General features: G+C 35.6%; 18 protein-coding genes. 12 read left to right on the top strand and 6 right to left on the bottom strand.

All coding sequences use genetic code 11. The features are described 5' to 3' along the window. Positions 1 to 2: 2 nt before the first annotated feature. Positions 3 to 620, bottom strand: a complete 618-nt coding sequence (locus IPJ83_05540) for a hypothetical protein (protein MBK7880005.1) — start codon at positions 618 to 620, stop codon at positions 3 to 5. Between the two features lie 272 nt (positions 621 to 892). On the opposite strand from IPJ83_05540, the gene IPJ83_05535 reads away from it, so the two are divergent. Next, on the top strand, positions 893 to 1,738 hold the full coding sequence (locus IPJ83_05535) for a universal stress protein (protein MBK7880004.1): 846 nt from the start codon (positions 893 to 895) through the stop codon (positions 1,736 to 1,738). Between the two features lie 11 nt (positions 1,739 to 1,749). Then, positions 1,750 to 2,145 carry a hypothetical protein gene (locus IPJ83_05530; protein ID MBK7880003.1) on the top strand — a complete coding sequence of 132 codons (396 nt, stop codon included), beginning with the start codon at positions 1,750 to 1,752 and terminating at the stop codon, positions 2,143 to 2,145. A gap of 140 nt (positions 2,146 to 2,285) precedes the next feature. Here IPJ83_05530 and IPJ83_05525 read toward each other — a convergent pair whose 3' ends face one another. Further along, on the bottom strand, positions 2,286 to 2,735 hold the full coding sequence (locus tag IPJ83_05525; GenBank protein ID MBK7880002.1) for a universal stress protein: 450 nt from the start codon (positions 2,733 to 2,735) through the stop codon (positions 2,286 to 2,288). A gap of 88 nt (positions 2,736 to 2,823) precedes the next feature. Continuing rightward, the gene (locus IPJ83_05520; protein MBK7880001.1) at positions 2,824 to 3,252 is read right to left on the bottom strand and encodes a CBS domain-containing protein; all 429 of its coding nucleotides are present in this window, start codon (positions 3,250 to 3,252) and stop codon (positions 2,824 to 2,826) included. Positions 3,253 to 3,336: 84 nt separating this feature from the next. On the opposite strand from IPJ83_05520, the gene IPJ83_05515 reads away from it, so the two are divergent. The 8 genes from IPJ83_05515 to IPJ83_05480 all read left to right on the top strand — a co-directional run bounded on the left by IPJ83_05515 (position 3,337) and on the right by IPJ83_05480 (position 9,842). Next, positions 3,337 to 4,626, top strand: coding sequence for a PAS domain-containing sensor histidine kinase (locus IPJ83_05515; protein ID MBK7880000.1), 1,290 nt, complete (start codon positions 3,337 to 3,339; stop codon positions 4,624 to 4,626). Further along, a complete protein-coding gene (locus IPJ83_05510) occupies positions 4,610 to 5,656 on the top strand; it encodes a response regulator (GenBank protein MBK7879999.1) in 1,047 nt (348 codons plus the stop codon). Before IPJ83_05515 ends, IPJ83_05510 begins: the two co-directional genes overlap by 17 nt. 455 nt (positions 5,657 to 6,111) lie before the next feature. Further along, a complete protein-coding gene (gene rplM, locus IPJ83_05505) occupies positions 6,112 to 6,555 on the top strand; it encodes a 50S ribosomal protein L13 (GenBank protein MBK7879998.1) in 444 nt (147 codons plus the stop codon). A 6-nt stretch (positions 6,556 to 6,561) separates the two neighbouring features. Continuing rightward, a complete protein-coding gene (gene rpsI / locus IPJ83_05500) occupies positions 6,562 to 6,957 on the top strand; it encodes a 30S ribosomal protein S9 (GenBank protein MBK7879997.1) in 396 nt (131 codons plus the stop codon). A gap of 27 nt (positions 6,958 to 6,984) precedes the next feature. Continuing rightward, positions 6,985 to 7,695, top strand: a complete 711-nt coding sequence (gene rpsB, locus IPJ83_05495; GenBank protein MBK7879996.1) for a 30S ribosomal protein S2 — start codon at positions 6,985 to 6,987, stop codon at positions 7,693 to 7,695. A 48-nt stretch (positions 7,696 to 7,743) separates the two neighbouring features. Continuing rightward, the gene (locus IPJ83_05490; GenBank protein MBK7879995.1) at positions 7,744 to 8,580 is read left to right on the top strand and encodes an elongation factor Ts; all 837 of its coding nucleotides are present in this window, start codon (positions 7,744 to 7,746) and stop codon (positions 8,578 to 8,580) included. Positions 8,581 to 8,665: 85 nt separating this feature from the next. Then, complete coding sequence (locus IPJ83_05485; GenBank protein ID MBK7879994.1) at positions 8,666 to 9,370, top strand: UMP kinase; 705 nt, start codon at positions 8,666 to 8,668, stop codon at positions 9,368 to 9,370. Positions 9,371 to 9,437: 67 nt separating this feature from the next. Next, entirely contained in the window at positions 9,438 to 9,842 is a 405-nt protein-coding gene (locus IPJ83_05480; GenBank protein MBK7879993.1) for a DUF1761 domain-containing protein, read from the top strand. A gap of 124 nt (positions 9,843 to 9,966) precedes the next feature. Here IPJ83_05480 and IPJ83_05475 read toward each other — a convergent pair whose 3' ends face one another. Next, complete coding sequence (locus tag IPJ83_05475; protein ID MBK7879992.1) at positions 9,967 to 10,935, bottom strand: hypothetical protein; 969 nt, start codon at positions 10,933 to 10,935, stop codon at positions 9,967 to 9,969. Between the two features lie 76 nt (positions 10,936 to 11,011). Here IPJ83_05475 and IPJ83_05470 point away from each other — a divergent pair, with 76 nt between their 5' ends. Next, on the top strand, positions 11,012 to 11,200 hold the full coding sequence (locus IPJ83_05470) for a hypothetical protein (protein MBK7879991.1): 189 nt from the start codon (positions 11,012 to 11,014) through the stop codon (positions 11,198 to 11,200). Between the two features lie 87 nt (positions 11,201 to 11,287). Here the strand turns inward: IPJ83_05470 and IPJ83_05465 are convergent, their stop codons facing one another. Together IPJ83_05465 and IPJ83_05460 are read right to left on the bottom strand one after the other, a co-directional pair. Next, the gene (locus IPJ83_05465; GenBank protein MBK7879990.1) at positions 11,288 to 11,935 is read right to left on the bottom strand and encodes a hypothetical protein; all 648 of its coding nucleotides are present in this window, start codon (positions 11,933 to 11,935) and stop codon (positions 11,288 to 11,290) included. Between the two features lie 157 nt (positions 11,936 to 12,092). Next, positions 12,093 to 13,409: a hypothetical protein gene (locus tag IPJ83_05460; GenBank protein MBK7879989.1), complete on the bottom strand. Its 1,317-nt coding sequence runs from the start codon at positions 13,407 to 13,409 to the stop codon at positions 12,093 to 12,095. A gap of 168 nt (positions 13,410 to 13,577) precedes the next feature. On the opposite strand from IPJ83_05460, the gene IPJ83_05455 reads away from it, so the two are divergent. Beyond that, the gene (locus tag IPJ83_05455) at positions 13,578 to 14,633 is read left to right on the top strand and encodes a tetratricopeptide repeat protein (GenBank protein ID MBK7879988.1); all 1,056 of its coding nucleotides are present in this window, start codon (positions 13,578 to 13,580) and stop codon (positions 14,631 to 14,633) included. Positions 14,634 to 14,654: the final 21 nt, after the last annotated feature.

Raw genomic sequence — 14,654 nt, 5'->3', positions numbered from 1 at the left:
TTTTAATTTAAAAAAAAGCTAACAATTCCGGTAATAATAATAATACTTCCCGTGACCAAACCGGCACCGTGTTCCATCTTATGAAAATTAAATTTCTGCATCCCTCTCCAGGAGATGTCTACCCATATCAACATTCCGGCAAGTGTGAATAAAGCATAAATAAGCGCCACCATTAGCAAGGGATAAATGCCATAGGAACCCGCCGCAAAAAAGAAAGCTTCTATCTCAATACATGGTGATAAAAGCATAAACATCATTAAAGATAATATCAATTGCTTTTTGCGGATTGGGGGCTCCATCAAATCACCATCCAATTGAAAATGATGATGCGTGTGATGGCGATAAACAAAAAATATGCCCATAATAATTAAAAGGATTGGCCCTGCAAGTTTAAATATTGCTTTGAATTCCACATTCAATTTGAAGCCAATAAATCCAATTAATACCCCAAGCAAAATAGAACTTAGCACATGGCATAAACCCACAAAAAATGTAATTTTAAGCGTCTCATTTTTAGTCCAATTTGATGTTTTCGAAACAGAAATCAAAGGAATCCAATGACTTGGTATCAAGGCATGGAGTATGCTGACTAAAATGGTTCCTGTAATAATCTGATACATCTCTGGCTACAAAGATGGTACATTTGAATCAAATATTTATCCCCTCACTTTTCATAGATTCAGCGCAATTTAGATCGACTGTATGATTTGAAACAATTTATATATTAAATATATCATTAATATTTATTCTTAAAAAATACTTGGCATAATAGCCACGTCAAAACATAGACCAACCTCTCTTTTATTATGATGAATATCATGGACTTAACTGACTGATATCAAAACTAAATAAAACCAATACCGGTATCTTGCGTCTTAAATATGTAAGTTTCATGGGTATGTTACTTTGTCCTGTCGATTATTCTGAAAGTTCCAGAAACGCGTTGAAATATGCAATTTCAACAGCCGAGGCTTTAGATTGCGCGGTACATGTGCTTTACGTCTTTCAGATTCCTGTTGCTTCTGCAGATGCTTATGTATTTGTTCCAAGTAATGAGGAGTTAGAGTCGATGAAAGGTTCCTATGAGAAAAGCTTAGAGGAATTTAACATGGAGACCCTAAAAAGTTTTCCCACAACTAAAGTTAAGCTAAGTTTTGAAGTAAAGTATGGAGATCCTGAGTCAGAGATATTGGATGTTTCAGAGCGGTTGGGAGTTAGATTGATCGTAATGGGCATTCAAGGTAAAGGATATTTAACAGAAAAGTTAATTGGCAGCACCGCCACACGAGTTTTGTCGGAAAGTGTTATCCCGACATTGGTAGTTCCGGTAAGCGCTCATTTTAGAACACCAATGAATATTTTGTTTGCATATGATAATAAGCAGTTTAAAGATAAGAGTGTATTAAAACCTTTGCTTTGGATTGCTAAAACATTTGACTCCAATATAGCAGTTGTCACCATTGTGGATGAGATTGCAGAATTTCCAGAAATGGCTAATATTTTGCACAAAGAGCAACTTGATCCGTCATTGGAAACCTATGAGAAGACCTCTTATCACATTGAGCAAAGCCCGAATTTTGTTGAAGGTGTTAGGGCTTTTATGAGTGTACACCCTTGTGATTTGATTTATCTTATTAGCCGGAAGCGAAATTTCTGGACTTCCTTGTTTAAAGAAAAGCATGCCAAGGAAATGGCATTTCACGGAGATTTACCAATTCTTTCAAATCTTGAATGTTAATTGTCTTAATCATGAAAATAAATGTAAGCGACAACCATACCATAAGAGAAATTCAAAAAAATTTCTCTGAACGATATCCTTATTTGAAGGTTGAATTTTTTACTAAACCACATGAAAAGTTTAAAGGCTCCAACAAAGAGAGTATGGTAGATCCCAATACACTTATTAAAAACTGCAGGTCCGTACATGGCGAGGGAGAGATTGAGATTTTCCCAAGCACAAAAGTCTCAACACTTGAAAATAAATTCAGAGAAATTTTTGGATTGCATGTGCAGGTTTTTAGAAAATCCGGTAATGTTTGGATTGAAACTACTGTGACCGATGATTGGACCCTTGAAAAACAGAATAATGAGGCAGAGTCCTTCATAAAAGATATTCAAGGTCATGAGGAGTCATATATTAGTTAGAGTATAACTTAAAAGAAACAGAAATTTATCTAAATAAAATATGGAAGCGGAAGGGACAATGAACTGTGTCATTGGTGTGGGTTGAATCAGCGCTTTACGTACGGCATCAAGCACCATTGGGTAATTTGACGAAGAAAGTGCTATTTAACAATAGTTACAGGACAGCTTGAATTTCTAAAAACATATTCGGCAACGCTGCCCATAACTAATCGCTTGATTCCTTTCCTTCCGTGAGATCCCATAACAATTAAGTCAACATTACTCTGTTTGGCAGTTTCCAAAATGCTTTCTCCGATATCGCTGGCATCAAGATTTAAAAGTTCAACATCCAGATTTGTATGAAGACTTTTCAAATCTGAAACTACTTTAGCCATATCTGCTTCCAACTCCACTTTCATCTTGGACATTAAATCCATGGCCAACACATTATTATTCAGCAAATAAGACCCTCCTTCAAACTTGAATGGATCATCAAAAACACTCAGAATGATAAGTTTCGCGCTGTGAAAATCAGCCAATCTGGCTGCATGTTCAACTGCTCGTCCTGCATTCTCTGACTGGTCATATGGGCAAAGTATCACTTTATACATAATACATATGTTAAAATTTACCGGCTACGAAATAGCAACCTTGCGAATATACTATAATTGGTAATAAAAATACCGTAATTAAAACTTCCTATTTACTGTTTTCAGCAACAACATATCGCAGGATATCAAACGGAGTAATGAGACCTTTCAGCTCAGATCCTTCAACGACCGGCAAGCAATGCAGGAAATTGGTTAAGAACACATCAATTGCCACTTCAATCCTGTCATCACATTCCAGTTTCCCCAATTTTGTTACCATTATTTGTTTGACCTTAGTGAATTGTAGTTTTTGGTCTTCAGATACCTCAAGATCTTTTGCGAAACCTTCAGAATTAACATAAAGCAAAAAATCAGATTTACTGACCAAACCCACTATATCTCTAAAATTTACCACAGGAATGTGGTGAAAGGAATGCTCTTCGAAGATTTTCTTAACTTTCAACAAATTATCCTCGGGTGTTACAATGATCAAGTCCTTTGTCATTATACTACTTACAGGTTCTTTTAAGTTTATCATATTTTTTTGTGCAAAGTAAATGGGTTTTTTGCTATATATCTTGATATTTGTCAATTATTTGGATGATTCTGCTCAATTTACATTATGAGTCTTGATATACATCATTATTTTAATGACAGTACTTTTCTAAGTTCAGTGTTCAATACTGCAATTGATGGGATCATCGTGATTGATTCCAGGGGCAGGATGTTGAAATTGAACGAAAGTGCCTCAAAGCTTTTCGGATACACAAATGAAGAACTTATTGGAAACAATGTAAGTATGTTAATGCCTGAGCCTGATCATTCAAAACATGACGGGTATATTCAGAATTATGTACAGACTGGCATAAAGAAGATAATTGGAATAGGTAGGGAGGTTACCGGATTAAAAAAAGATGGAATCCAATTTCCTATGCGACTGGCCATTAGTCAAATTGATTTGGATGGGATTATTTTTTTTACAGGAATTGTGCATGACCTAAGTGCGCAAAAAGAGAGTGAAAAGAAACTTCAAAATCTTACCCGTTCCTTGGAAGATCAGGTTCAATCCAGGACCGGCCAATTACAGGAGACCATTAATCAATTAAGCGCAACCAATAAGAATCTTGAGGAAGAAATTGAAATCAGGAAAAGCGTTGAACTTAGACTTAAATTACGGGAACAAGAATTATTGAATTCACTTGAAAAAGAAAGAGATTTAGGGATTTTGAAGTCAAGGTTTGTTTCTATTGCTTCCCATGAATTCCGAACACCTCTCGCAAATATTCTAAGCTCTATTTCTTTGGTGAGTAAATATGACAGCCAAGAATTATTGGAGAAAAGAAATTCACATATTGAAAAAATTAAAAAGAATATACATTATTTAAGCGGAATATTGAATGAATTCTTAACCCTTACCCGTATTGAAGAAGGCAAGTTTGAATTACAACCTCAAGACATCAATTTAATAGAACTAATTTCTGAATTGATTGAGGATTTTTCCGCCATAAAGAAAAAGGATCAAAAGTTGACATTATTGTATAAACCAGGATTTGATGATTTGGTATATTCTGATAAATCCTGCCTAAAACACATACTTAATAACATTATATCGAATGCCATAAAATATTCCGGAGATGGCAGTCTTGTTGAGATTTCACTTCATTCAGATGTAGATTCTGTTGCTATTACAGTAATTGATGAGGGAATAGGTATACCTGAAGAGGAGATAAAATTTATCTTCGATATTTTCTTTAGAGGAACCAACGTGCTGAATATACAAGGTACCGGATTAGGTCTTAATATTGTTAAAAAATACCTGGATTCTATTCAGGGAAGCATTAGTTTTTCAAGAGTTCAACCAAAAGGAACAAAAGTTTCTATATTAATTCCAAGATATGTCAAAGAAATATAATATCCTTATTATTGAAGATAATGCAGAAATGCGCGAGAACATTGGTGAAATCTTAGACCTCGCCGGTTATGATGTTGTGCTTGCTGAAGATGGCCTTGATGGTATTCAAAAGGCCAGAGAATGTAATCCGGACTTGATACTTTGTGACATCATGATGCCCAATTTAGATGGATTTGGCGTGCTAAAGATTAAGAGTCATGACGAAGCACTAAAAAATATTCCTTTGATCTTTTTAACTGCTAAAGCAGAGAAGGAAGATTTTAGAAAGGGAATGAATCTTGGTGCCGAGGATTACCTTATGAAACCCTTTGAAGATTCAGACCTGCTCCAGGTTATTGAAAGTAAGTTATTAAAGTATGCAAGACTAGGTTCTGCCATTCAAAAAAAAAGATTATCTTCTTTAATTCGTTTTGATGAATTTAAGAAATTAGACCCTGTCCAGGAACTCATACAGACCACATCATCCAGAGAATATGGGAAGAAAAGTAAATTATGGACCTATGAAGAAAGTGTTCATTCCATTCACTGGTTAGAAGATGGAATGATCAAAGAATCAATGGATACTGTTGGTTTTAAAACCATAATTTTGAATTTTATCAACAACCATAATTTTGTTGATGCTCATTATCTTTTTCAACCAAAGTATCATTCACAATGTGAAACCATTGAACCTTCCCTTGTCAAGATGTTGCCTAAACAAAAATTAGAAGAAATTATCATCAAAGAAAATCTATTGCCAAGCTTGCTTTCATTTACTTCTCGACAATATTATGAGACAGCAAAGAGGCTTTCGGTAAATTCTTTTGGCAATGTGCGCGAAAAAATCGCCTACCACCTGATTATTTTGAATAAATCATTTAACCAAAATGTAATTCAGCTTAGCCGTGAGGATTTGGCGGCATTTTGCGGGATGGCAAAAGAAACTCTTATACGCACCCTGAGCGAATTTAAAGAAGAGAAGCTGATTGAAATTGATTCCAAGGGAATCACCATAAAAAACAACAAAAAACTGGAATTTATATTTGAGTAAGACACCAATTACCCAAAAGCACTTTCTGTTTATCATAAATTAATGTGTTTAGTCAGGTGTTTTCATTAGAGAGGGATAGAGGACCAAGACTTGACTCCTATCCATTAAAAAGCCAGCACCATACAAATGTCTATCTAAAAATGGGCCTTTATATTTTAAATAATTTATTTTGAATATATTATATATTTATTTATTTTTATATTCATTTTTATATGCTAGCTAATTAAAAACTATAATTTAGGAGAATTGGGTTTCTAAAAGAAAGTAATCAAACAAGAAAGGACTGACCTAAAAACTTGATTTTAGGGTGGTTATTAAAAAAAATGATCCAAAAAGAGGCTCTAATTCAATACATTAGAAAAAATATATTCAAAAATATTTGAAAATTGAAGAGGATTAGGCTTACCTTTGCCCCGCTTTTAGAATAAGCATTTGAATCATTTAAAATTATAAAAGTGAATACTTTAAGTTACAGGACAAGTCACGCCAGACCGGAGGATGTAAAACATCGCTGGTTTGTGGTTGATGCCGAAAACCTGGTTGTCGGACGTATGTCGTCTCGTATAGCCCATATATTAAAAGGCAAACACCGTGTAGATTACACTCCCCATATTGATTGTGGAGATTATGTAATCGTGATCAATGCGGAGAAAGTAAGATTTACCGGGAATAAAATGAATGACAAGACTTACCTAACCTACAGTGGTTATCCAGGTGGTCAAAAGTCTGCTACTCCCAGAGAGTTACTCAACCGAATCCCAACCAGAGTTGTGGAGACCGCAGTAAGAAAGATGTTACCTAAAAATAAGTTAGGTGACGCTATGTATAAAAAATTATTTGTTTACGCAGGACCAGAGCATTATCACCAAGCTCAGCAACCTGAAGTCATTACATTTTAATCAAATATGGAAATTATCAACGCAGTAGGAAGACGTAAGGCAGCCGTTGCAAGGGCTTACCTTTCTAAAATTGAAGGTACAGACCCTTCTGTTACCATTAATGGACGAAGTCTTGACCAATACTTTCCCATCAAAGACATTGCCCAAAAAGTATTGGATCCAATGCAAAGTGTAGAAGGTGGTGCCGGATATACTGTTAAAATTACAGTGGACGGAGGTGGTTTAAAAGGACAGGCCGAGGCTATTCGGATGGCAATATCGAGAGCACTTTGTAAAGTGGATGCCGATTTCAGACAACCACTGAAAGAGAAAAAATTTCTAACCAGAGACTCAAGAGAAGTTGAACGTAAGAAATTTGGAAAAAGGAAAGCAAGACGATCTTCACAGTTTAGCAAGCGTTAATTTATTCAATTTATTCAAGCTGGAATCATGGAAAAACCTACATATCAACAAATGTTAGATGCCGGAGTACATTTTGGGCATCTTAAGAAGAAATGGAATCCCAAAATGAGGCCTTATATTTTTAAGGAACATAAAGGTGTTCATTTAATTGACCTAAATCGAACTACAGATTGCATGGAAAAAGCTGCTCAAGCTTTGAAGCAGATCGCCAAATCGGGTAAGAAGATTATGTTTGTGGCAACTAAAAAGCAAGCAAGAGAGATTGTAACCAATGCTGCCAAGAGTGTAAACATGCCTTACGTAACAGATAGATGGTTGGGTGGAATGATGACCAACTTTACTACTATTCGCCGTTCTGTAAAAAAGATGAATAATATAGAGCGCATGTTAACGGATGCTACTGTTACCAACATTACTAAAAAGGAAAGATTGACCCTAAGTCGTGAAAGAAACAAAATGGACCGGGTTCTAGGTGGTATTTCTAACTTGAACAGACTGCCATCTGCAATATTGGTTATTGACATTCATCACGAACATTTGGCTATACAGGAAGCAGAAAAACTTGGTGTTAGAACATTTGCCATGGTGGATACCAATTCTGATCCAAATCAAGTGGATTTTCCAATTCCATCCAATGATGACAGTTCAAAATCAATTGCATTGATTACCAATTATTTAGCAGAAGCTATTAAAGAGGGTTTGGCAGAGCGTGGCACCGAAGGAAATGCAGAAAATTAACAGCCATTCCAGATTAAATAAATTATTGAATAAAAGACATTAATAAAAATGAGTTTTACTTTATCCGCAACAGATGTAAAAAATCTCCGGGACGCAACCGGAGCAGGAATGATGGATTGCAAGGGGGCATTAACAGAAGCAGAGGGAGATTTTGAAAAAGCTATCGAAATATTGCGTAAGAAAGGTCAAAAACTTTCTGTTAAGAGAGCGGACCGTGATGCTAAAGAAGGAGTGGTTATAGCCGCTGTTAATCCTGAAAAAACCAGAGGAATTATTGTAAAGTTAAGTTCTGAAACAGATTTTGTTTCCAAAAATGAAGACTTTATAAATAACACAAAAAAGATTGCTGAAATAGCGCTAAAAAATTATCCAAGTTCGTTGGAAGAGCTTCTTAAACTTCCTTTTGAAGGAACTACTACAATAGGGGAAAAGACTACTGACTTAGTTGCAGCAATTGGTGAAAAGATCGAACTTACTCATTATGAGAAACTAGAAGCTCCTCAGGTAGAGTTTTACATTCATATGGGGAATAAAGCAGGTGTATTAATTGGTCTAAACAAAGTTGGCAGTCAGTTTGCTGATGCCGGTAAAGATGCTGCAATGCAGGTTGCTGCAATGAAGCCGGTGGCCTTAGATAAGGGTGATGTAGATTCTACAATCATTGCAAAGGAAATTGAAATTGGAAAAGAACAAGCCAGAGCAGAAGGAAAGCCTGAGGCTATGTTGGAGAAGATTGCAATGGGTAAATTGGAGAAATTCTACAAAGAAAACACTTTACTGAATCAGCAATTTGTAAAGGACGGCAGTCACACGATATCAAGTTATCTCAAGTCCATAGATAAAGACCTTAGTATTATTGGTTTCAAACACGTGATGCTAGGTTAACAAAAAAAAAAAGCGAATGAAAAATCATTCGCTTTTTTTTTGCACTCAAATATCAAGATTAATAATAAATTTAAGGCTTGTAAGCATGATTAAGTTCAAACGAATTCTTCTTAAGCTCAGTGGAGAATCCCTTATGGGGGAGCAACAATTTGGCATTGAACCTGCGATGTTGCGTTACTATGCAGAACAAATAAAAAGTCTTGTAACCGAAGGGGTCGAAGTAGCCGTAGTGATTGGTGGTGGCAATATATTTAGAGGTTTAGGTTCAGATTCGGGAATTGAAAGAGTGCAAGGTGATTATATGGGCATGCTGGCGACCTGTATTAATGGTATGGCTCTGCAAAGTGCATTGGAAACTTTGGGCGTCTTTACACGAATGATTTCGGCCATAGAAATGAGACAAATAGCAGAACCATATATCAGAAGAAGGGCTACCAGACATCTCGAAAAAGGCAGAACACTTATTTTTGCTGGCGGAACTGGTAATCCCTATTTTACTACTGATTCTGCTGCTGCACTGAGAGCTAGTGAAATTAACGCGGATGTAATTTTAAAAGGAACCCGTGTAGAAGGTATTTATGATAAAGACCCTGAAAAAAATACAGATGCTATAAAATTTGATCACTTAAGTTTTGACGATGTTATTCGTATGGACCTTAAGGTTATGGATATGACTGCATTCACTATTTGTAAAGAAAACAAGATACCTATTGTCGTTTTTGACATTAACCGAAACGACAATTTGATCAGAATTGTAAGAGGTGAAAAAATAGGTACAACAGTATTCTAATCACTGATTTATTAAACCCAACCAACCCATTTAAATCGAATTTCTTAAATTACTAATATACAAAATTATGTCTCACATAAATTGGCTAGCAGTAATCGTTTCAAGTTTACTTGCATTTGTGATTGGTTATTTTTGGTATGGTCCATTTATGTTTGGCCCAAAATGGCAAAAAGAAAATAAGCTGACGGATGATCAGTTACGAAATGGCAATATGGCTCAACTTTACGGAACAGCCTTTTTCCTGATTTTATTTTTCTGCATCATATTAAATCTTAATCTCATCACCACCGATAAAAGTGGAATGGCGGATGGTATAAAACATGGTTTTTTAATTTCCGTTGGATTCATTTGTACCTCTTTGGGGGTAACATATATCTTCTCTAAAAGATCGATTCAATTATTTCTCATTGATGCCGGATATTTCATTAGTATTTCAGTGGTTATGGGTGCAATTCTCGCATCCTGGACATAACTTGTAGATGAAGAAGTAAAATTACTTCTGGATTCAACCTGTTTTGTATCTATAGGACCGATCCTTCTCAAGCATAAATTGAAAAGACTATAGTTTATTGGATTTTGTAACCCATTAATGGTATTCAGTTTAATGAATCTGAATTTCTATTCAAAAAGGGAATAAAACCAAATGAAAGAATCCACCAATGCCTAAAATGGAGAAGGTCAGTATTAATGGCCAATAATATAAAGAATAGGTTTATGCCGAGAATCAAATTAAATTCTTTGCTCCTCCTACTTTTGCGCCGGTATAAATGTAAGATAATCGGAGTAAGTAACCAGCCGGTTACACTTAATAATCCCAGCCATCCAAGCTCCGCATAGGCACCTAAATAGGTACAGTGAGGATCATAGGATTCAATATGATTTGGAAATCTATTTTCCAATTTGAGGTGATCCAACCACGCATTAAACGATGCCCCTTTTAGGTAAAAAATTCCGTTTTCCTCTCTGGCTAATAGGGCAGCCCGTTTGAGTTCAAAATACGGTGAAGAAAAAATATGATGGTTCTGGCAGACCGTACCCAGATTTGAAATGGCTATTTTTGATGATAACTGTGGCTTTACCTCATGAGATCTAATCCAAATAAAATGAGTTCCCACCAAATAAAATAGAAAAAGTAAACAACCGACCAAAACCCCGACAAATTTTATTGCCGGTTTATGTTGTAAAGAAAAAATCAGGATACAAACCCCAAGTAATAAAATTAGGGTTTTTGATAAACAAAAGAACAAACCTACAATTTCTAATGCTGCCACCAATTTTAGTAATTGAACATTTAGCCTTTCTCTTCTGAGGACAAATAGTTTTAGCAACAAACTAGCGCTCAATATAGAAGCCATCATTTCCGGCGTACCTACCCACCCTCTTGCCCTGGGTACATTTCCCAGATACGGAAAATCAAGGTAATACCAAGCCCATAAATTGTGCTGCTTAAATTGCAAAGCCATAATCCACCCTATAGCTCCGGTTAAAAACAGAAAAACGCCACAAAGACTAAATCCAACTACCAAAACTTCGACCACTCTTACAGACACCCCAATGGTATACATTCGAAATGTTAAGCCCAATAAAACCAAATAGACGAAGCTTACTAAATTAAAAATGGTGTGACTGTTGGTATAGATTATGGTAGAAAATAAAGTAAGTAGCCCAAACAAACCAACAAATAAATCAGAAGAAAAAAAAATATTTTGGGGATTTAAGCATGACTTAAATTGTAAAAAAATGGAAACCACCAGAAAAGGAAAAATCAATTCACTCAAACTTATTTTTCCAAAGAATTGTAAGTTTATTAAAGATAATGAAGCCAAATAAGCTATGATCAATAAACTTGCTAAATCGTATTTCCTAAAACTCTTCACAAAATTGTTCATGCTATACGATCAGCTAAATCGAACTGATTTACTGGCGAATCCATAAATCACCATCTGAAGTTTGGAATGCAACCACACCAAACTGTTTGTTAAAGTAAAGACCAGGAGTTTGGGCCGCTGAATGGACGTAAACATTAGAATATCCTTTAACTCCAAAATTAACGAATGGCAATTGCTTTGACTGATCTTGATAAAACTCATAATTCTTATTATAGATGGGAATTTCCAGTAACAAATCTCTTTGTTCATTTTCAATATCCACTTGCGAGATTGAAAAAATTCTTAACACATCCAATCTATTATTATCCAATGGATGAAATTCATCATACAACACGGTAAGCTCAAATACGAATGCCCGTAGTGGATTCACCATTTTGGATGACTTGGAAAACCGAATGGAAGTTTTAATTATTTGATAGGAAACAATTTGTTTTAAAGAAGAGTCCTTTTCACAAATTACCATTGCCTTATAAACGGATTGAACATGTTGTTTACTAGGTTCACTTAAAGAAAAAACTAATTCATTTCCAGCTTCATTTTTGAATAAAATGTCCGAATTTGATTCATAAGATAGCCAAGAAAATGATTGACCAAAGGGCTTGATTTCTTCAAGCTGAATTTCTTCTTCACATGGTTTTGCAGGTGTTGGCTCTTCTGTAATACAACCGGAAGACAAACAAAAAAATAAATTTATCAGAAGAATATTTCTGCACCAAAAAAAAGAATCAATATGTAAATATTTTTCCAAAGTCAAATTTAATATTCAATAGTTTTAAAACTAGTATCGAATGGAATAAGAATTAAAAAATCTAAAAAATATTCCTAAAAATATATCAATCGAATACAGGAATAATTACCCCTTCTGAAGCTGACTTCCAGTTGGGCACATTTAATTTTCTACCATTAAGCTCCAGGGAAATAGTGCCCGGGATGTTAGTTTGAAAAAACACATCCGCACCTTTTAAAAATGGAAGAAAGGAAAATATAAGTTTGCTGTCCAGGGAGGTTTTACAATCACCTTCATCATAGAGAAAAAGAGCAATGGTAGTTTGGTTGGCTGCAGTCAACGAAGGAATAGAAAGCGTGTAATTGTCTACTTTTAGCAAATCTCTACCGTTCACAACCGCTTGATTTGAGGAGAAAACGGCCACGACCGATTGCATATCATCTTTAGGCAGATTGTTCAATAAAAATCCAATCGTTGAGCCTGGCGGAGGAAATGCCCTCAAATAAATCCATGGATTATTTCTCAATACAGGTTCCCGGTAATAATGAACTATTCTAAAGTTTGGATCATTTATTTTTTTCAATTCAAATTCGTAATAGGTATTTTTTTTTGCATCTACAGGCCCCCACCACCCATTCGCATCCGGAATCAAAACAGTGTCCGGTGTGGCATTTTGTCTAAAGCCTGTATTTGGATCCACAGTAAAGATGTTAAGCTCTACATTCGAAATTATTGAATTTTCGCCCAAGCTCACCACTCTACCGCCCATTGTAAAATCGTTCATTGGAATTATATCTAGGGATTGAGGCAGGTCGCCGATAATAAATTTATACATTTCCCTAAATACTGAGGAATGCGTGGCAACCTGATAATGATCCAGGCCAGTCAGTTTAATATTAATGGCCCCAGGAATAGAATCTCCGGCTACTACCAGATCATCGGTGGACCAAATGTTAAGTGTTGGAATCTGGCCATTGTTCCCTGCAGGTTTTATTTGTTTATTGCTTCCCAATTGGACGTACTTGTCTATTTTTCCAGCTCTCAGGGCATCATTACAATAATTGTAGATTAGACTGCCTCCGGCGGAATGTCCTACAAGAATCACCTTTGGCTTTCCGGTTTTAACCATGACTGAATTTATAAAATTGTCCAGCAACCCCACAGAATTTGCCATATTCAAAGTATTCCAGTCATAGGTAAACATAAGTTCTTCCTCATAATTGTTGCTTGAAAATCTCTGAAACTGCGTAGTATAAGTATCTCCGGAAGCCAGTGTGCCATGAACAAAAACTATAGGCAAATTGGCACGTGTGGAGCTCACTTGAAATGAATCCGGCTCGATGTTACATGAGATGCAGAAGCTTAGAATCACTATAACACTCTGGAAAATCAGCATATTCATTTTCATTAGATTAATTTCCATTTAGTATATCATTTATGTTGATGAATTCAGACAATGTTTTGAAATTATAAGACTAGTCGCCTAACTACCTGATATTAAAGATTATGTTAATTGGTTCGTGTTTCTTCTTCAGTCACCAGAAATTTAGAACTTTGTCTTAAAATTAGGAATAATATAATTCTTGTCCACATGAAATCAAAAATTTGTCTTTTTTTCGCTACAATACTTTTATTTTCTCAATGTAAAAATGATCCCAAATCAGGGGATGGGAATGTTGTAGATCCAGGTAAAGATCCAAAAGCGGGTGTGGCATTTGCGGTCAATTTATTAGGTAATAAGCTTCAGGAGTGGAGGGATGCCGATTCCTTAAAGCAATACCGTGAAGCATATATTGAACAATCAAGGACTGTTTATCTGAGCAAACTAGATGACCCTAAAGGTTATATACAATATGGTCGGGCATTTGTGGCTAACGGGCAAGTGGAAAATGCAATTGAACTATATTCTAAGGGGATTGAAAAGTTTCCTGAAGTGGCAGATCTTTATTTATACAGAGGCGAGGCAATGCTTTTGGGCAGGCAGCTTACCGGGGCCATCGATAATTTTTGGAAAGCCGGCCAAAAAATGGAAAAAATTAGTAATCCTAAGGGTCTAACCGGTATGTGGGGTACAGATTCCATAGCTGACATGACCTTACAATTCAAAAACTATTTGTTGATGGGTTTAGCTTTTCAATGTAACAATGACTTTTCAAGTGCCGATAAAATGTTTGAAGTTTGTGGTGATTTTTCCACAAATACAGATTTATGGGTAAGAAGTTATTATTGGCAATATCAGTGCTATACCAGATCGGGAAGATCGGAAGACGTTAAGAATATTTTGAATGCCATCTCCAAGGACATGCATATTCTTGCTTCCTCTAAGGCTTATCATGATGCCATGCTTTTTTATAAAGGAGAGATTTCAGAAAAGGAATTGGTAGATTTGACCAATCTTCCAAATAACATTATAGATGCTGAAGACTGGGCTATCAAGGCCTATGCATTAGGGTATAAATACCATCTTGATAATAAAAAAGAAAAAGCTGCAGAAATATTCCGAACCATTATGTCATCCGGATACTGGACTTTGCTGCCTTGTTTGGCTGCAGAGGCAGAATTGAGTCATATGCAAGGAATAGAATATAAGGAACCAGAACAAATTGAACTAAAGACCCAACAAAAGAAAAAACCTGTAAGGTTTTAGTCCGATTTTAATTTATCTACG

The organism is Candidatus Vicinibacter proximus (assembly GCA_016713905.1).
Lineage (GTDB): Bacteria > Bacteroidota > Bacteroidia > Chitinophagales > Saprospiraceae > Vicinibacter > Vicinibacter proximus.
Note: the sequence above shows the minus strand (reverse complement) of the source record. Positions and strands in the feature narration are given on the sequence as shown.